Below are 18,155 nucleotides of genomic sequence, written 5' to 3'. Positions count from 1 at the left end.
TCGCTTTTAGTACCCGCCTTTCACGGCCGCATCCGTCTGAGCTTGGCCTTTATACGACGCGGCCAGATCCGCCGCCGCGCGGCTCAACAACCCCGTATCCGTTCCAACGGCAACAAACGTCGCGCCTGCTGCAAGATATTCATCGGCGATCGCGCGATCCGGCGCGAGCACACCTGCGGCCTTGCCCGCACGCCGCACGGTTTCTATGCCGCCGCGAATCGCTTCGCGCACGCTTCTATCGCCCGGCTTGCCGAGCAGACCCATCGACGCGCTCAGATCCGAAGGACCGAAAAACACGCCGTCGACGCCGTCGACCGCTGCAATCGCCGGCAGATTGTCCATGCCTTGCACGGTCTCCACTTGCACGATCACACACAGTTCGTCGGCGGCGCGGTTCAGGTAATCGGGCACGCGGTTCCAGCGCGACGCGCGCGCCAATGCGCTGCCCACGCCGCGAATGCCGTGCGGCGGATAGCGCGTGGCCGCGACGGCATCGGCGGCCTGTTCGGCGGTGTCGATCATCGGCAGAAGCAAAGTCTGCGCGCCGATGTCGAGCAACTGCTTGATCAGCGCGCTGTCGCTGCGCACCGGCCGCACGACCGGATGCGATGCGTACGCGGCCACCGCCTGCAATTGCGCGAGCGTGCTGCGCACGTCGTTCGGCGCGTGTTCGTTGTCGATCAGCAGCCAGTCGAACCCGGCGGTGGCGAGCAACTCGGTCACGTAGGCATCGGCGAGCGCGGCCCACAAGCCGAATTGCGGCGTGCCTTCGCGCAGTGCGCGTTTGAATGTGTTTTGCGGCAAGGACATGTGCGCACTCAAATGAAGTTCAAACCAATTCCGCCGAGCGGACCATAGTCGACGTGAAAGGTGTCGCCCGCCTTCGCGGCGATCGGGCTCGTGAACGAGCCGCTCAGAATCACGTCGTTTGCGTTGAGCATTTCGTCGTACGGAGCAATCTTGTTCGCGAGCCACGCGACGCCCGTGGCGGGATGGTTGAGCACTGCGGCCGCGAGTCCGCTTTCTTCGACAGCGCCGTTTTTATACAGCAGCGCGCCGACCCAGCGAAGATCGACATCGAGCGGACGCACCGGACGCCCGCCGAGCACGATGCCCGCATTGGCCGCGAAGTCGGAAATCGTGTCGTACACCTTGCGCGGCGCGCGCGTGTCGCGGTCGAACTGCTCGATGCGCGCGTCGATGATTTCAACGGCGGGCGTGACGTACGCGGTGGCGTCGAGCACATCGAATAGCGTGATGCCCGGGCCCTTGAGCGGCTTGCTCAGCACGAACGCCAGTTCCACTTCGACACGCGGCGCAATGAAGCGATCCGCGCGAATGTCCTGGCCGTTTTCGATAAACATGCTGTCGAGCAGCGGCGCGTAATCGGGTTCGTCGATCTGCGAAGAGCGTTGCATTGCGCGCGACGTGAGGCCGATCTTGCGTCCTTTGATTACATGGCCTTCGGCGAGCTTGAGCTTCACCCATTCGCGCTGAATCGCGTAACCGTCTTCGACCGTCATCTGCGGATACGCCGCGGAAAAGTGGCGCAATTGCGTGCGCGTCTTCTCCGCATGATCGAGCTGCGCCGCGAGTTCGCGAATAGTTTGTTGGTCTAGCATGATGGTTCTCTATTGAGCCGCTATGAGTGTGTGCCGGCTCGCTACTGCGCTTTGAGCCGCGCATGCAGGTTGTTGTGTTTCCACGTGCCGGCTTCGCTGAACTCGTTGATTTCCAGCGACAACGCGAGCCCGCTCTTTTCAAACTCATTGGCGAAGTGCTGCTTGATCGTTTCGAACAACGCATCGCCGGTTGCTTTCTTTATCGCGTCGGAGCGGCCTGCGGCAATCTTCAGATTCGCGTGTAAAAACGCTGCGTCCGCGCGTCCATCGGCAATGCAATAGTGCTCGCAAGGCAGCGCGCGCACGCGAATGCCGCCGATTGGATAAACGCTCTTCTCCTGATCGCGCTGCGCGGCGAGACATTCAGCGAGCGTATTGCACAAGCGGCCGATACTTTCTCCATCGGCGAGATTAGCGCTGTATTCCAGTGTCAGATGCGGCACGATAACTCCTCCGTTTTCGATTCAGGCGGGCAGCGGCGTGACCGGAAAGATCGCATTGATCTGCCCGGTTCCCGAACTGCCGAAATACGGCGTAATCACTTCCACCTTGCCGTCATAGCGGTCCCAGCCTAGCGCGCCAAGCAGCATTGCCGTGTCGTGCATGCCGCCTTCGCCCCAGCATTTTTCGTTGTAGAGCGGCAGCATGTCGCAAAAGGTTTTCCAGTCACCGGCTTGCCAGAGCTCGACAACCCGGCGGTCCATCTGTTCGAGAAAGGGACTCCACACTTTGTGCATGAACTGCTCGGCGGTGCCGTTGTCCGCAAAGTGATGACTCAGCGACCCGCTCGCGAGAATCGCAACCGTGCCGTCATAGCGTTCTTCGATTGCCTTGCGTACCGCGAGCCCGAAGCGCGCACTCGTATCCAATTGATGCCACATGCACCAGCCGGCGACCGACACGGTTTTGAAATGCTGATCGCTGTTCATGTAGCGCATCGGCACCAACGTGCCGTATTCGAGTTCAAGCGTGGTCTCGCTATGCGCGCGGCTTTTCACGCCTATTTCATTCGCGGCTTCGGCGATCAGATTGCCGAGTTCCACATTGCCGGGATACGCATACGGCATGTTCTTGATGAAATGCGGCAGTTCGTTGCTCGTGTAGACGCCTTGGAATTTCGGCGCGCAATTGATGTGGTACTCGCTATTGACGAGCCAATGCACGTCGAACACGACAATCGTATCCACGCCCAATTCGCGGCAACGCCGGCCGATTTCATGATGGCCGTCGATGGCGGGCTGACGGCAACCTTTATGCGGACCGTCGAGTTCGGACAGATATAACGACGGCACGTGTGTCACTTTTGCTGCCAGCGCGAGCTTGCCCATCGCGGTCTCCTCTTCTGTGCCGCGAGACCTTGCGGGCCTCGCGTGAAATTGTCCGGCGTGTCAGACGCCCCAGCGCGGAATGTGATGCGAGCCGAGCGACACGCACACGTTCTTCGGTTCGAGGAATACTTCGTAGCTCCACGTGCCGCCTTCGCGTCCCACACCTGACGCCTTGGTGCCGCCGAACGGTTGCCGCAAATCGCGCACGTTCTGGCTGTTGACGAAGCACATGCCGGCTTCGACGGCAGCCGCGACGCGATGCGCGCGCCCGGTGTTCTCGGTCCAGATATAGCTCGAGAGACCGTACGAGATGTCGTTGGCGAGCCGGATCGCGTCGGCTTCGTCGTCGAATGGAATCAGGCACGCGACCGGGCCAAAGATCTCTTCCTGCGCGATACGCATGCGATTGTCGACATCGACGAAAACCGTGGGCATTACGAAGTTGCCTTTGCGCATGGCCTCGGGCAAATCAGGCGTATCGAGGCCGCCGCACGCCAGCGTCGCACCTTCTTTCGGGCCGAGTTCGATATAGCTGCGCACTTTGGCCAGATGCCCCTGGCTGATCATCGGCCCAATGATCGTGCTGTCGGCAAGCGGATCGCCTACCGTGAGGCGCTTTGCACGCTCGATAAAGCGCTCCGCAAACTTCACGTAGATCGACTTCTGCACCAGAATGCGCGAGCCGGCAGTGCAGCGCTCGCCGTTGTTCGAGAAGATCATGAAAATAGCGGCGTCGAGCGCGCGTTCGAAATCGGCGTCGTCGAAAATAACGAATGGCGATTTGCCGCCGAGTTCCATCGAGAACTTCTTGAGCCCCGCGGTCTGCACGATCCGGTTACCTGTCGCGGTCGATCCGGTGAACGACACTGCGTGCACGTCCGGATGCGCGACGAGCGGCTCGCCGGTTTCCTTGCCGAAGCCGTGCACGACGTTCAGCACGCCGGCCGGAATGCCGGCCTCCAGCGCGAGATTGCCGAGCATCGACGCGGTCAGCGGCGACAACTCGCTCATCTTGAGCACCGCCGTATTGCCGAACGCAAGGCAGGGCGCGACTTTCCACGTGGCTGTCATGAACGGCACATTCCACGGCGAAATCAGCGCGCACACACCGACCGGATGGAACAGCGTGTAATTTAGATGCGTGTCGGTCGGATAGGTATGGCCGTCGACGCGCGTGCACATCTCGGCGAAATAGCTGAAGTTGTCCGCCGCGCGCGGCACGAGTTGCTTGCGCGTTTGCGAAATCGTCTGGCCTGTATCGTTTGTTTCGGCTTCCGAAATATCCGGTACGTTCTTCGCGATCAACTCGCCGAGCTTGCGGATCAGTTTCGCGCGTTCGGCGGCGGGCTTGCTCGCCCATGCGGGAAAGGCTTCTTTCGCGGCCCGCACGGCGGCATGCACTTCTTCCTCGCCGCCGCGCGCCACTTCGGCGAGTACTTCCTGCGTCGCCGGGTTGACCGTTTCAAAGTAGTCTTTCGCGCCGGCTGTCTTGCCGTCGATCAGATGTTCGATTCGCATTGCGTTGTCCCTATTCTTTATGCTGCCGATCACGCGCGGCCAAAATCGGCATCGGATGCAATCGTGTTGACGAGGCGGCCCAGACCGTCGATCTCGCACACCACTTCGTCGCCGGCATTCACATTGACGATGCCTTCCGGTGTGCCGGTCAGAATCACGTCGCCCGGCGCGAGCGTCATGAAGCCGCTGAGGTATTCGATCAGCGCGGGAATGTCGGTCACGAGATCGCGCGTGTTGCCGCGTTGTTGCAGCGTGCCGTTGACGAACGTGCGCAATTCCAGTTGCGTGACGTCGTCGATATCGGCGGCGTCGACGAACCACGGGCCGAGTACTGTCGCGCCGTCGCGATTCTTTACGCGCAGGTTGGGGCGATAATAGTTTTCGAGGTAGTCGCGGATCGCGTAGTCGTTGGCGATCATGTAGCCGGCCACGTGCTGCATCGCATGTTCGCGTTGTACGTTGCGCGCGGTTTGCCCGATCACCACAGCGAGTTCGCACTCGTAGTGCATGAAGGCCACATCGGCAGGGCGGCGAGTGAAGCCGCGATGACCGAGCACCGTGCCCGGCCCCTTCAGGAACACCAGCGGCTCTTCCTGCTTGTTGAACTGCAATTCTTTCGCATGCTCGGCGTAGTTCAGTCCGAGTGCGAAGATCGTGCCGACTTCGACAGGCGCGAGCCAGACGACCTGCTCTTCGCCGCATATACGTCCGTCCGCAAGCTGCACGCCTTTCGCGTGCGGATAGGCTTCGTGAATTGCGCCTGCATAGGCCACGCGGCCGCGCATCATGACTGTTCTCCGTCGTGTTGAGTTGCGCCGACAAACGAGACGTGAAGCGGCGGCAGCGCGCCGATTGACAGCATCGCCTCGTCGCCGCGATGCGCGACGGGCGAGCCGTGCCGCACACCTGTCGTGATGACGTCGCCTGGCGCGAGCGTCATGAAGTCGGTGACATCCGCGAGCAATTGCGCCACATAGCGCACCGACGACGCCGTGCTCGCCGTGAACACATGCGCACCGTTGAGCGCAACCGTAATGGCGAGTTCGTCGGGATTCGCAACGTGCCGCGCTGCAACGAGCGCCGGTCCGATCACGCAAAAACCGTCGCGCGCCCGGAATCGCACCGACGGCCGATATACGCTCGCATGCGGTACGCTGAGATCGGCCACGAGCGTGTAGCCCGCGATATAGTCGAACGCGCGCTCCGCGCTGACGCGCGTCGCAGTGCGCCCGATCACGATGCCAAGCGAAGCGCCTAACTCGACGCCCAGCGCGACGCCCAACTCATCGTCCGGCACGATGACTTTCGCCCGATGCCCCGCGTGCGTATTGCGCGGCTTCAGATAAAGAACCGGCGCTTTCGGCGGCGCCTCGTACGGCGCGGCATGCATCGCATCGCCGAGCGCGTCGAGCGCGGCACGGTCGTTGAGCAAAGTGCCGTAGACTGCGCCGCTCACAGGCGGCCGGCATGCCATGCCGCGCGCGAGCAGCGCCGCCGCGGTTTGCGCATCGACATCGCGAGGCAACGCGTCGCCTTCCGGGTGCAACAGATAATCGGCAAGTGCAAACATGAACTGGCTAGGCCTCTGAATGGAGACTCGACATAAACACTAACATGTTAGTAGTATTGCGCTTGATATGATCCGGGGTCAATAGCCAGTCGGCTGATCGCGGGTTTTCCCTTAAGTTTCGACGGCTGCTTTCATTCATCGTCCACTATGTCTTCGTCTGCTTCCACACGAGTTTTGCACCGCAACCTGCCGATGCTGCTGCTGCGCGCCAGGGAAAAAATGATGGAGCGCTTTCGTCCGTTGATCACGGCGCACGGGTTGACCGAGCAGCAATGGCGCGTGATTCGCGCGCTCAATGAGCACGGCCCGATGGAGCCGCGTCATATCTCCGACATCTGCACGATCTCGAGTCCGAGCATGGCGGGCGTACTCGCGCGCATGGAGAGCATGGAGCTGATAACGAAAGAGCGTTTCGCGGAAGATCAGCGCCGCGTGCTGGTTTCGCTCACCGATACGAGCGTCGAACTCGTGCGTGTGATCTCGAAGGAACTGGAGGCGCAATACCGCGAGTTGGAGCGCAAGGTGGGACCGGAGATCGTCGAACGGGTCTATCGCGCCGTCGACGATCTGCTTGCGGGTCTCGAGGAAGAAGACGAATGAAGGCCATATTTCTGCATACCGGCTGGCGCAGCGGCGGCACCTGGGTGTGGTCCCGTCTTCGCGCGCTCAACGGCGCGACGGGATATTACGAGCCGCTTAGCAACGTGCTCGCCGACCTGAGTCTCGCCGACGTGTCCGCAAGCCGCCCGACGCTGACGTCGGGACATCCGCCGCTCGACGCGCCGTACTTCGACGAATACCGGCCGTTCCTGCAGGAAAGTGTGCGCGGTGTGAGCCGATACCGGAGAACATTCGGCATCGACCGTTTCGGCGATGTTCCGGACGCAGAATTCCCCGCGCTGGCGGCGTATTTGCGCAGCCTTTGCGAGTACGCGCAAAAGCAGAGCAGTGTGCCGGTGTTCAAGTTCTGTCGTTCGTCAGGAAGATTGCCGTGGCTCAGACAGGCGTTTCCGGATGCGATGCACGTCGGCGTGCTGCGCAATCCCGCGTCGCAGTTTGCTTCGGGCTGGCTGCTGAATCAGCAGTGGCGCAATCCGTTTTTTGTGGTCGCGCCGTTTCGCGTGCTTGGATTGAATCGCACAGAACCGTTGGTCAAACAGATCATCGACTTGTGCGACGTTAAATTGCCGCCCGCTGTGCCCGCTTCCGACGACGCCTACGCAATCGCGTGCGAACACTATGCACGCAGCGCGGAAGGCAATAACGCGTATCGCGCGTTTGTCGCGCTGTGGGTGCTTTGCGCGTGCCGAATGGGACAAGGCGTCGACCTGCTCGTCGACATGGATCTTCTCGGGCAGTCGCGCGATCATGCGGCCGGTTTGCAAGCCGGCTTTGAAGCGCAAAGCGGCCTGTCACCGGACTTCAGCAGCGCGCGCGATCTCGTCGAAGAAACGCGCCGCAGCGCAGCGCGTATCGGCGGAATAGATGGCGGCGCGATGCGCGTGGTTCATTCGGCGGCGCTCAAATTCCTGAAGGCGCAAAGCGGCATCGACGCAGCGTTTATCGAACGCGTCCGCGAGAAGATGGTCCTCGCGAACGAACTCACTGCGCAGTGGCGCTGAGCCGCAATACACGATGCTGCGGGAGCACTATGAAGCAACCGCCTTTTTCGACTCAGCCAATGTTTCGGCTCTCAACTGGTCATAGCTCGTCTTGTCGAGCGGCACTGCGCCGGGTTGGCCGAGATCGCTCAATCTGACGCGGTAGTTCTCGCGCGCGCTCCACGCGGTCACTGCCGCGATGATCGTTATGCCGAAGGTGATCGCGCCGATCGTGACCGGAACGTTGTGCGATCCCGGCGGCGCGACATAAGCGAACAACGCGGGCAGCAATGCGGTAATCGTGGTGCCGATGTTCTGTCCGATCGCCATCGCGGAGACGCGCGAGCGCGTCGGAAAAAGCTCGGGATAGAAGCTCGGGAAAGTCGCGTTATAGCCCTGGTAAACCACGCCCCACATGAGGATCGACATCACCATCGCGAGCGCGACGTTATGAATGCTGATCGCGTACAGGTAGCCGAACGAGAGCAGCCCCGCGCCGAGCGCGCCGACGATGATCGGCAGACGCCGGCCGATCCGGTCCGACAGATTGCCCACAAATGGAATCACGAGCACGGCGACAATGTTGCCGATCACGGGTATCCACAGGTACACGCTCTTCGAAAAGCCGATGCCGTACGCGGCCTGCACCGCATACGCCGCGCCGAAGATCGTCGCGACGACGGGAATCACATTCATCAGCGAGCAGCCGACCACGCGCAGCATGTCCTGCCAGTTATAGCGGAACGCTTCCGCAATCGGCGACTTCGGCACGCCGCCGCTCGCGTCTTCTTTCGCGAAAGCGGGTGTTTCTTCGACCTCGCGGCGGATGATGTAGCCGGCCACCAGCACGAGTGCGCTAAGCAGAAACGGAATGCGCCAGCCCCACGAATTGAACGAGCTTTCTTCCATGTAATAGGCGAGCGGCAGGAACACGGCGGCCGCAAGAATCTGTCCGGCCTGCACGCCTTGCAGCGTGAAGCTCGCGTAATAGCCGCGTCGTCCGAATGGCGCATGTTCGAGAATCATCGAACTCGCGCCCGAGATTTCTCCGGCCACCGCGAAGCCTTGAATCAAACGAAGCACGACGAGCAGCGTCGGCGCGAGCAGCCCGACATGGTGATAAGTAGGCAGCAGGCCGACTGCCATCGTCGAAAAGCCCATCAGGAACATGCAGAGCAGCAGCACGTTCTTGCGGCCGTGCGTGTCGCCCCAATGGCCGAGTACGAATGCGCCGATTGGCCGCGCGACGTAACCGACGCCATACGTCGCGAGCGACGCGACGATCGCGATCTTTGGATTACCGGATGGAAAGAACAACTGCGGGAAGATGAGCGCCGCTGCCTGCGCGTAGATGAAGAAATCGTAGTACTCGAGTGCCGAGCCGATCCAGCCACTGGCCGTTGCCTTGCCAGCCTGTCCGCGATGCTTGCGGCCACTCGCCGATGCGTTCGTTGCCATGTCGCGCCTCCTCACCGAAATGCGTGACCTGTCGTGCGGTTTTGTGATTTGGCGTCCGGCTCACGAACTATGCAAGCCAGGACTTACACGGCGATGCAGCGCGTATGTAGCGGGATGCTGCAACGCGTCACACGTCCGCACATCCCCTGCATAGTCCCGTCTATCCAATACAGTTGCGGCGCAAAAAACAATACAGTGAGGCGCGGTTCTGTTTTGCTGTATAGGGAATTACCCGCTTCACGTCGATACAGTTGGCGGGTCTCGAATCCGCCTGCCTGCCCGGTTCACACACCGCGGCCCATTTCCGAACGTGAGGTACGACATGAACGCAGTAAACGAGCAAGACCGGCTGTCAGTGCAGCAGATCGGTCATTACATCGGCGGCGCGCTGGTTGCGCCCGGCAGCGGCCGTTTCAAGGACGTATTCAATCCCGCGACCGGCAAGGTGACGGGCTCGGTCGCGCTTGCATCGGTCGAGGAAGTGGATGCCGCGGTCAAATCGGCCAAGGCGGCGTTTGCGGCATGGAGCGAAACCGCGCCGCTCAAGCGCGCACGCATTCTGTTCAGGTTCAAGGAACTGCTCAACAGACATCACGACGAACTCGCGATGCTCATCACGCGCGAGCACGGCAAGGTGTTCACGGACGCGCAAGGCGAAGTGGTGCGCGGCATCGAAGTCGTCGAATTCGCGTGCGGCATTCCGAATCTGTTGAAGACCGATTTCACCGATCAGATCGGCGGCGGTATCGACAACTGGAATTTGCGTCAGCCGCTCGGCGTCGTGGCCGGCATCACGCCGTTCAATTTTCCTGTGATGGTGCCGATGTGGATGTTCCCGGTCGCGCTCGCTTGCGGCAACACGTTCGTGCTGAAGCCGTCCGAGCGCGATCCGTCGGCGTCGTTGCGCATTGCCGAGTTGTTGAAGGAAGCCGGCTTGCCCGATGGCGTATTCAATGTGGTGAACGGCGACAAGGTGGCCGTCGACGCATTGATCGAGCATCCCGATGTGGCGGCGCTGTCTTTTGTGGGCTCGACGCCGATCGCGGAATACATTCACGGCGAAGCATCGAAGCGCGGCAAGCGCGTGCAGGCTCTCGGCGGCGCGAAGAATCACCTCGTCGTGATGCCCGACGCCGATCTCGATCAGGCCGTGGATGCGCTCATCGGCGCGGCCTATGGCTCGGCCGGCGAACGCTGCATGGCGATCTCGGTGGCGGTGGCCGTGGGCAATGTCGCCGACAGGCTGATCGAAAAGCTCGTGCCGCGCGTGAAGTCGCTCGTCATCAAGAACGGTGAGAACCTCGACGCCGAAATGGGCCCGCTCGTGACCGCCGAGCACAAGGCGAAAGTGGCGGGCTATATCGCATCCGGCGTGGAAGAGGGCGCTACGCTGATCGTCGATGGCCGCACGCATGTGGTCGCGAAAGAAGAGGGCTTCTTCATCGGCGGAACGTTGTTCGACAACGTCGGCACGCAAATGAAGATCTATAAGGAAGAGATCTTCGGCCCGGTGCTGGCGGTAGTACGTGTGCCCGATTTCGCGAGTGCGGTCGAACTGATCAACGCACATGAATTCGGCAACGGCGTGTCGCTCTTCACGTCCGACGGCGGCGTCGCGCGCGCGTTCGGCCGGCAGATTCAGGTCGGCATGGTCGGCATCAATGTGCCCATTCCGGTGCCGATGGCATGGCATTCGTTTGGCGGCTGGAAGCGGTCGCTGTTCGGCGATCACCATGCGTACGGCGAAGAGGGCGTGCGCTTCTATACGCGCTACAAGAGCATCATGCAGCGTTGGCCCGACAGCATCGCGAAGGGCGCGGAATTCACGATGCCTGTTGCGAAGTAGTTCGCGGTAGAAGCACGAAGCGCGACAAGCGAAACAAGCGCAACAAGCGAAACAAGCGAAACAAGCGCAACAAGCCTAATAACAAAGCCGCGGCTCAAACTCGAGCCGCGGCTTTTTTCATGGCCTTTTCACATTTCACACTTCACACTTCACACACCCGACGACGACTCTTCTTCCGCCTCATCGAGCACCGCATTTTGCACGGCGATGGCGGGACTCACATAAGGCGGCGCCTGGCGCGGCTCGTCGATGCTGTAGCGAAGGCGCCCCGCGTCGAAAAACACGCGCAGACTGCGGTATCGGACGAGATACATGAGGCCCACTAGCGCGGCCGCGAAGCCCGACGCTGCGCCGACGCCGAGCGCCCAGCGCGGGCCGAAACGATCCGCGACCCAGCCGACGACGGGCGCGCCAAGCGGCGTGCCGCCCAGCGCGATAGCGAGCAGAATCGCGATCACGCGGCCGCGCATCGCAGGTTCCGTGGAGAGTTGCACGAGGCTGTTGGTGGACGTATTGAAGGTTTGCGTCGACACGCCGATGAACGCGAGCGCAATGCCGAACAGCACATAGTTCGGCATCAACGAAGCAACCGTGCAGCCCACGCCGAAGATCGCGGCCGCGCCCAGCAGCAACGCCATGCGCGGTTGCGCGCGGCGCGCGGCCAGCAGCGCGCCGGTGACGGAACCCACCGCCATCGTCGAACTGAGCACGCCGTATTCGCCGGCGCCTGCATGAAATGCGCTGACCGACATCGTCGAAATGAAGATCGGGAAGTTGAGTCCGAACGTGCCGATCAGGAACTGCATTAAAAGCGCGGCCTTCAGATCGGGGCGCTTCCACACATATTTGAAGCCTTCCACGAAGCTGCCGCGCGAGCGAACCGCGAGCGGCTTCGCGTGAAGTTCGCGTACGCGCAGCATGCGCAATGCGCCGAGCACGGCAATGAAAGAGAGCGAGTTGATCAGAAACACCCAACCCGTTCCGACCGATGCAATCAGCAAGCCGGCCACTGCCGGCCCGATCATTCGCGCCGCATTGAACGAGGTCGAATTGAGCGCGACCGCATTCGACAGATCGCTTTCGCCGACGAGATCGGACACGAAGGTTTGGCGCGCGGGCGAATCGAACGCGGTCACGCAGCCGAGCAGTCCCGCGAAAACGTAGACCTGCCACAGTTGCACGAGGCCCGTGATGGTGAGCAGGCCGAGGCCGAGCGCGAGGCTGCCCATCGCTGCCTGCGTGAAGAACAGCAGCTTGCGGCGGTCGAAGTGATCCGCCGCGTAGCCGGTGAGCGGCAACAGCAGCATTTGCGGCCCGAACTGCAGCGACATCACGATACCCACGGACGTCGCATTGTGCTGCGTGAGTTCCGTGAGCACGAGCCAGTCCTGCGCGGTGCGCTGCATCCATGTGCCGACATTCGAGACGATCGCGCCGCTCGCCCACATCCGGTAATTGAAGTTGCGCAGCGAACGGAATGTGCTGCTCACTGCGGCTCCTTGCGCGTAAGCGCGTGGCTGAGGTTGGGCTTGCGACGCATGCTCAAGCTCATGCTCATGCGCGCTTTTGTTCCAGCATGGCGAGTACCTGCTGCGTCGTGCCGGTTTCGCCGAGCCGCGGAAAGATTCGCGTCAGGCTATTCGTGTGGGCGTCGAGATGCAGGTCGGTCATCGCGTCGACGGCAAAGGCGATGTTGAACCCCAGCTCGTGCGCGAAGCGCGCGGTGGATTCGATGCCGATGCTGGTGGAGATGCCCGCCAGCACGATCTGCGTCACACCTTGCTCGCGCAGATACGCTTCGAGATCGGTATTCGTGAACGCGCCCCACGTCTGTTTCGTGACCAGATGATCCGACGCTTGCCGGTTCAGTTCGGGCATGAGGTCGGTGAATCCCGGCGGAAAGTTGCCGGTGGGGCGTGCCTGCTCCGCGCGCCCAGGTGCGCCGCCCGCCACGTTGACGAGCACGACCGGCAGGCCGTGACGGCGAAATGCTTCGGCCAAAGCGGCCGCGTGCGTGACGACTTCCGCGGCGGGATGTGCCGTGGGCATCGCCACGATGCCTTGCTGCAAATCGATCACGACGAGCGCGGTTTTTGCATCGAGTGTAGTCAGTGCCATACGTATTCCTCTTGCGGTGAGGTTGACGGATTACGAGTCGATCAGGCGTTTGAGCAATTCGACGCCGGTGGCAAGCTGCTTTTGCTCGGCCGCTGAAAAGCGCGTCTGGATCGTGCGAAAGAGCCAGTCTTCGCGCGCGGCGCGGCTTGCCTTGATCTTCTTGCGAAAGGCCGGCGTGAGAGTGAGCACGGTTTGCCGGCCGTCGTTCGGATCGGGCGCGCCGCTCACGAGGCCCGCGGCTTTCAGAACCGAAAGCGTCTCGCCCATGGATTGCGGACGCATGCCGTGCGCGCGCGCGAGTTCGGTAACCGTTGCCGGGCCCTCGCGTTCGAGCAAGCCGAGTACCTGTATTTGCGAAGGCGTGAAGTCGCCGAGGTGTGCTTCTTCGCGCAGACGGCGGCGCAGCTTGCCGGTCAGCACGCGCAGGTCTTCGGCCAATACGTGAAGCGAGTCGGTGTCGAGCGGCGGATCGTTTTTGGCCATGCGTGCCGGAACAATATATGAAGGTTACCTGTGCAGGTTACCTTCATATATCGCGAGGGTCAAGCGGGCTTTGAAGCGGACCTTCAGGCGGTAGGCGCCCGTTGCGCTCGCGGCCGCAGCGGCGAGCGGCGGCCGACGCGCTTATGTTCCCCTCTGTCTTCTTCCATGCGAATGATGGCGAGCAGTTGTTCGAGCGACATCGGGTGGCCGGTCAAAAAGCCTTGAACGACATCGCAATGCGCATCGCACAGCCATTCGAGTTGCGCCGGATATTCGACGCCTTCCGCGACGACCAGCAGCCCGAAACTATGCGCCATCGAAATGATTGCAGTGACGATAGGCTGACCGCCATTCGGCAATGGGCAGATAAAGCTGCGGTCGATCTTGATGCTGTGCACCGGAAACGATTGCAGATACGACAGCGACGAGTAACCGGTGCCGAAATCGTCGAGCGAGAGGCGCACACCGGCCGCGCGCAGTTCCTGCATCGCCTGAATGCCCACCGACATATTGGACATCAATTGACTTTCGGTGAGTTCGAGTTCGAGCAGCGAAGCGGGCAGGCCGCTTTTTTCGAGCGCGTTGCACACTTCGTTGGTGAAGCCCTCGGCCCGCAATTGGCGCGCCGAAATGTTCACGGCCACATGCACGCCCGCATTGCGGCCGGCATTCCAGTTCGCCGCGTCGCGGCATGCGCGCCACAACACCCAGCGGCCCAGCGACACGATCAGATCGCTGTTCTCCGCGATCGGCACGAATTCAGCCGGCGAAATAGGGCCTTCCGAAGGATGGGTCCAACGCACCAGCGCTTCCGCACCGAGCAGCCGTCCCGACAGGCAGTCGAACTGCGGCTGATAGACGATCTGCAAGCCGTCCTGATCGACGGCCTTGCGCAGTTCCGCCTCGATGCGCGCGCGCCGCTGCGCCTCCGCTGTCATCTCGCTCTGAAACTCGACGGCAATGCTCTTGCCCCTGCTTTTCGCGGAATAAAGCGCGATGTCGGCATTGCTCACCAGTTCCGCCATTTCGCCGGTATCTTCCGGATAGACGCTGAAGCCCACGCTTGCCGTCACCACCGAGTCGCTGCCGTGCAGAATGAACGGACGCGACAGGTTGCGCGCGATGCGGCCCGCGGTCGCGCGTGCGCGAACGCGGCTCGCGTCCGGTCCGATGACCACGGCGAATTCGTCGCCGCCGATTCGGCTCACCAGATCGTTGGGCCGCACGACGTTGCGCAACGCGTCGGCGACCTGCTTGAGCAGTTCGTCGCCGGCGCCATGACCCAGCGTGTCGTTGACGATCTTGAAGTTGTCGAGATCGACCATCATCAGCGCGACGCGTTTGTCCGCCGCGTGCGCTTTATGCAGGCGCGCTTTCAGTTCGTCGTAGAACGCGCGGCGGTTGGGCAGGTCCGTGAGCGGGTCCGTCGATGCAAGATATTCCAGGTCCTTTTCCGCGCGCGACACGCGCTCGCGCATGCGCCGCATCACGAGCGAGGCGATCCACACCGAACACAGCGAAGCGCCGACGAGAAAGCAGCCGTATTGCGCAAGCTGCATTTTTATCGCTTCGGTGGTCGCGACGATCACGATGCTGCCGAGCAGTTGACCGTTATGAATAATCGGCGCCGCGACGAAAATATCTTCCAGCGAAAGACGCGGCGAACTGCCGACATTGGCGAGCGTGCCTTCTTCCGATTCGCTGCGGCTCAGGCCGGGGCGCGTATAGCGCACGAACAGTTCGCCGTCGGGCGTATAGACGGTCGCGCTTTCCACATGCGGCACCTTGCGCAGCGAGCCGAGCACTTCGGCGGTGGCGTCGCGGTCGCCGAACATCGCGGATGCAGTCAGATTTTCCGCGAGCACGGACGCCTGCATGCTGACGTCGTTGGTCAACGACGTGCGCAGCGAAAGCGCCTGATAGACCAGCAGCACGACGCTGGAAATCAGCAGCGCAATCATCACGCCGACGAGGTTGACGTGTTCGCGAGGCCATGCAAACCGGCGCAAGACCGGGAAACTTTTCATAGCACTGTCCTTGCAAGCCGCATGAGTTTCGAACTGAGCGTGATGCGCCGGCGTGAAGCCTCGGTAACGTTGATGTCGAACTTCAGGTGATCGCCTTCGCGCACGAGGCGGATCACCCATCCCTGGTCGGCCGTGTCCGCTTCGCTGACGATCACCACGGGTGCGTCCGAAGCGAGCAGCGCCTTGACTGCCGCGCTCAATGCCGTGCTCGCCGTCAGTACCGCGAGCTGGCAATCGCCAACCTTCTCCCCGCGCGGCAACGGACGAACCCGCCACGCCTGTTTGCCGCCGTGCTTGCCGTCGAGTCGCGCGAGCGCCTGGCCGAGCGGGCTCTCCGGGTCCACGCAGATCGACAGTACGTTGTCGGCGGGACGGCCCGCGGGCCAGTCCGTAAACTGCGCGAAGTTGAAGATGTAGGCGGCCTCGAGCGCCGGCAAGTCCACTTGCGCGTCGACGGAGGTCTGCACGATGACCGGCGACGCAAATATCAGGGACGCCGCAATGATCTGGATGCGAACGCGATCCATGTCAGAACCCGTAGACGGCCTTGAAGAGGAAAGTCCGGCCTTGCTGCGCAACTGTCTCCTGTGTAAAGCCGGGGCCCACTGGGTCGGCGTATCGTTTATCGGTCAGGTTATAAATGGAGAACGACAGATCGGCCCCGCGAACCAGGCGGCGCGAACTGAGCGTCAGGTTCGCAAGGCAGAAGCCGCCGGCGTCGCCGGCCGCGGCGAGACGGGACGACGTGCATTGCACCTCGAGTCCGGTCATCAATGCGTTGGCGAAGAACGGCACGGCGAGATTGAGCTTGCCGAGATGGCGCGGCGAGTTTTGCAGCGAAGCGCCGGTGTTCGAGTCGTGAGCTATCTGGTAGGAATAGCTCGCGCGCACGCGCGCGCCCGCGACGCGCTGTTCATAGGCGAGTTCGGCGCCGCGCGCGCTCGCGCGGCTTACGTTGCGAAAAATGAAGAGCCCGGACGATTCATCGAGCGTCTGGCTGATCAGATCGCGCGCGTCGTACTGGAACAGCGAAAGCGTTGCGCGCGCCGTCGTGAACAGCGCTCTTTCATAGACGAGTTCGGTGGTCGCGATGTGCTCCGCCTTCAATGACCGGTTTCCCAACTGGCCATCCGGGCCGCTTATCGCGTAGTACATTTCATACGCGTTCGGCGCGCGATAGGCCTGACCGTATAGCAGCTTGAACGTATCGCGTGGAGTCAGCTTGTAGATGAGTCCGATACGCGGGCTCAGGTTGCCGCCCGCGGACGTCTGCTGGTCGTAACGCAAGCCCGCGTTCAGCGTGAAGTTCCAGGGCAGCGTGATTTCGTCTTCGACATAGACGCCGGCGCGATTGCCGCTGTGATGGTCGTCGAGCATTTGCGAGTACGGGTCGACGTTGTAGTTGTACTGGTTAAGGCGCGCGTCTCTCGCGAAGTCGGCGCCGACCACGATGCGATGTTTCGCAAGCGACGAGATGGTCGCGTGCACGTCGGCGCCGTACCACAGCGCATGGCTTCCATCGATGTTCACCACGTACGGCGCGGGACCGTCGATCGCCGGCATCCGGTAATCGTAGCGGCCCCAGTAAAGCTGCGATGCCAGCATCACGCCATCGGACAACGCATGCTGATACGTGAGATCCGCATAGCTATGCGTGTCCGACACGCTGAACGGCGCGTTGAACACGGCGCCGTATGGCGCATCGGGAATACCCTTGGTGCGATTTCCGTAGATGAAGCTGAACCGGAAATCGCCATAAGCGGCGCGCGCGAGAAAGTCCTGCGCGCGGTCGTAGTCGAGCCGGTGCGCAACGCCGTGGTTCTGATCCGGCGTGTCGAATTCCGGGTAATACAAGTCCTCTCCGTTTCGTCCATATGCGGTTGCCGACAGCAGAATGTCGGCCCCATGCGCGCCATGCCAGCCGTATGACGCACGCGCCTTCTTTTCGCCGAAGCTGCCCGCCGCGACCGCGGCTTCCGCGCCGGCCAGATCGCTGCCGCTCTTCGTGATGACGTTGATGACGCCGAACAGCGCGTTCGCGCCGTACATCGACGAACCTGGACCCGGCACGTACTCGATGCGCTTGACGAGATCCATGTCGAGCGGAAAGTCCGAGCCGATCGGCGCCTGACCGTACACGCCGTCGTTCGTGCGAATGCCGTCGATCAGCAGCAGGAACCGGCTGTTGTAATCGCCGGGGCGCTGGAAGCCGCGCGCACCGAGGTATTGGTACGAGCGATCGTTCGTCACATAGAGACCTGGCAGCGACGCGAGCGCATCGGCGAGCGTGCGCCAGCCGAACTCACGGATGTCCTCGGCGGTGAGCACGACGACCGCAGCCGGCGCGTCGGTGACGGACTGATCGAAACGCGACGCGGTGTTGACCGTGACCTGCATCAGCGCCTCCAGTGGCATCGCAGCCAGCTCGGCCGTGTCCGACACCGACGTTCCGCTCGCGGCCGGCTCGTTGTCGGCGAAAGCGGCCGGCGAACAAAGCGTCGCCAGCCCGGCGACCGAATAAACGACCAGGCGGTGCGTGAGGGAATAGCAAGCGGAATAGGAAGCGCGCGTAATGGGAGCCATG

General features: G+C 62.0%; 16 protein-coding genes and 3 pseudogenes. 4 read left to right on the top strand and 15 right to left on the bottom strand.

Features of this window, described 5'->3' with window-relative positions; all coding sequences use genetic code 11:
- Positions 1 to 6: 6 nt before the first annotated feature.
- Genes hpaI through C8K18_RS19305 form a run of 7 tightly spaced genes read right to left on the bottom strand, consistent with a single transcriptional unit; the run spans position 7 to position 6,038 of the window.
- The gene (gene hpaI / locus C8K18_RS19335) at positions 7 to 810 is read right to left on the bottom strand and encodes a 4-hydroxy-2-oxoheptanedioate aldolase (protein WP_107708901.1); all 804 of its coding nucleotides are present in this window, start codon (positions 808 to 810) and stop codon (positions 7 to 9) included.
- 8 nt (positions 811 to 818) lie between these two features.
- Complete coding sequence (hpaH, locus tag C8K18_RS19330) at positions 819 to 1,622, bottom strand: 2-oxo-hept-4-ene-1,7-dioate hydratase (protein WP_107708899.1); 804 nt, start codon at positions 1,620 to 1,622, stop codon at positions 819 to 821.
- 41 nt (positions 1,623 to 1,663) lie between these two features.
- Positions 1,664 to 2,065, bottom strand: coding sequence for a 5-carboxymethyl-2-hydroxymuconate Delta-isomerase (locus tag C8K18_RS19325; RefSeq protein WP_107708897.1), 402 nt, complete (start codon positions 2,063 to 2,065; stop codon positions 1,664 to 1,666).
- Positions 2,066 to 2,086: 21 nt separating this feature from the next.
- Entirely contained in the window at positions 2,087 to 2,950 is an 864-nt protein-coding gene (hpaD, locus tag C8K18_RS19320; protein WP_053859488.1) for a 3,4-dihydroxyphenylacetate 2,3-dioxygenase, read from the bottom strand.
- A 60-nt stretch (positions 2,951 to 3,010) separates the two neighbouring features.
- Complete coding sequence (hpaE, locus tag C8K18_RS19315; protein WP_107708895.1) at positions 3,011 to 4,468, bottom strand: 5-carboxymethyl-2-hydroxymuconate semialdehyde dehydrogenase; 1,458 nt, start codon at positions 4,466 to 4,468, stop codon at positions 3,011 to 3,013.
- Between the two features lie 29 nt (positions 4,469 to 4,497).
- A complete protein-coding gene (locus tag C8K18_RS19310) occupies positions 4,498 to 5,256 on the bottom strand; it encodes a fumarylacetoacetate hydrolase family protein (RefSeq protein ID WP_107708893.1) in 759 nt (252 codons plus the stop codon).
- Complete coding sequence (locus C8K18_RS19305; RefSeq protein ID WP_107708891.1) at positions 5,253 to 6,038, bottom strand: fumarylacetoacetate hydrolase family protein; 786 nt, start codon at positions 6,036 to 6,038, stop codon at positions 5,253 to 5,255. Before C8K18_RS19305 ends, C8K18_RS19310 begins: the two co-directional genes overlap by 4 nt.
- Positions 6,039 to 6,230: 192 nt before the next feature.
- On the opposite strand from C8K18_RS19305, the gene hpaR reads away from it, so the two are divergent.
- Complete coding sequence (gene hpaR, locus C8K18_RS19300; protein WP_006049320.1) at positions 6,231 to 6,638, top strand: homoprotocatechuate degradation operon regulator HpaR; 408 nt, start codon at positions 6,231 to 6,233, stop codon at positions 6,636 to 6,638.
- On the top strand, positions 6,635 to 7,660 hold the full coding sequence (locus C8K18_RS19295; protein ID WP_107708889.1) for a hypothetical protein: 1,026 nt from the start codon (positions 6,635 to 6,637) through the stop codon (positions 7,658 to 7,660). Before hpaR ends, C8K18_RS19295 begins: the two co-directional genes overlap by 4 nt.
- 27 nt (positions 7,661 to 7,687) lie before the next feature.
- On the opposite strand, the gene C8K18_RS19290 is transcribed toward C8K18_RS19295, so the two are convergent.
- On the bottom strand, positions 7,688 to 9,097 hold the full coding sequence (locus C8K18_RS19290) for an MFS transporter (RefSeq protein WP_006049322.1): 1,410 nt from the start codon (positions 9,095 to 9,097) through the stop codon (positions 7,688 to 7,690).
- A 322-nt stretch (positions 9,098 to 9,419) separates the two neighbouring features.
- On the opposite strand from C8K18_RS19290, the gene C8K18_RS19285 reads away from it, so the two are divergent.
- Complete coding sequence (locus C8K18_RS19285) at positions 9,420 to 10,943, top strand: CoA-acylating methylmalonate-semialdehyde dehydrogenase (protein ID WP_107708887.1); 1,524 nt, start codon at positions 9,420 to 9,422, stop codon at positions 10,941 to 10,943.
- A gap of 149 nt (positions 10,944 to 11,092) precedes the next feature.
- Here C8K18_RS19285 and C8K18_RS19280 read toward each other — a convergent pair whose 3' ends face one another.
- The 4 genes and pseudogenes from C8K18_RS19280 to C8K18_RS34150 all read right to left on the bottom strand — a co-directional run.
- Positions 11,093 to 12,433 carry an MFS transporter gene (locus C8K18_RS19280; RefSeq protein WP_006049324.1) on the bottom strand — a complete coding sequence of 447 codons (1,341 nt, stop codon included), beginning with the start codon at positions 12,431 to 12,433 and terminating at the stop codon, positions 11,093 to 11,095.
- Positions 12,434 to 12,497: 64 nt separating this feature from the next.
- On the bottom strand, positions 12,498 to 13,061 hold the full coding sequence (locus C8K18_RS19275) for an isochorismatase family protein (RefSeq protein WP_107708885.1): 564 nt from the start codon (positions 13,059 to 13,061) through the stop codon (positions 12,498 to 12,500).
- Between the two features lie 30 nt (positions 13,062 to 13,091).
- Positions 13,092 to 13,544 carry a MarR family winged helix-turn-helix transcriptional regulator gene (locus C8K18_RS19270; protein WP_006049326.1) on the bottom strand — a complete coding sequence of 151 codons (453 nt, stop codon included), beginning with the start codon at positions 13,542 to 13,544 and terminating at the stop codon, positions 13,092 to 13,094.
- Between the two features lie 83 nt (positions 13,545 to 13,627).
- Positions 13,628 to 14,434: pseudogene (locus C8K18_RS34150) on the bottom strand (putative bifunctional diguanylate cyclase/phosphodiesterase); the annotation flags it as partial.
- Positions 14,435 to 14,475: 41 nt separating this feature from the next.
- On the opposite strand from C8K18_RS34150, the pseudogene C8K18_RS34145 reads away from it, so the two are divergent.
- Positions 14,476 to 14,526: pseudogene (locus C8K18_RS34145) on the top strand (hypothetical protein); the annotation flags it as partial.
- On the opposite strand, the pseudogene C8K18_RS34140 reads toward C8K18_RS34145, so the two are convergent.
- The 3 genes and pseudogenes from C8K18_RS34140 to C8K18_RS19255 form a co-directional block, all read right to left on the bottom strand.
- Positions 14,516 to 15,505, bottom strand: a pseudogene (locus C8K18_RS34140) (diguanylate cyclase domain-containing protein); the annotation flags it as partial. The pseudogenes C8K18_RS34145 and C8K18_RS34140 overlap by 11 nt on opposite strands.
- Positions 15,506 to 15,567: 62 nt before the next feature.
- Entirely contained in the window at positions 15,568 to 16,098 is a 531-nt protein-coding gene (locus C8K18_RS19260) for a YfiR family protein (protein ID WP_107708881.1), read from the bottom strand.
- 1 nt (position 16,099) lies between these two features.
- Positions 16,100 to 18,154 (bottom strand): TonB-dependent siderophore receptor, encoded by a 2,055-nt coding sequence (locus tag C8K18_RS19255; RefSeq protein ID WP_053859480.1) that lies wholly within the window; start codon positions 18,152 to 18,154, stop codon positions 16,100 to 16,102.
- Position 18,155: the final 1 nt, after the last annotated feature.

The sequence above is a fragment of the Paraburkholderia sp. GV068 genome (genome assembly GCF_003058125.1).
Classification (GTDB): domain Bacteria; phylum Pseudomonadota; class Gammaproteobacteria; order Burkholderiales; family Burkholderiaceae; genus Paraburkholderia; species Paraburkholderia graminis.
Note: the sequence above shows the minus strand (reverse complement) of the source record. Positions and strands in the feature narration are given on the sequence as shown.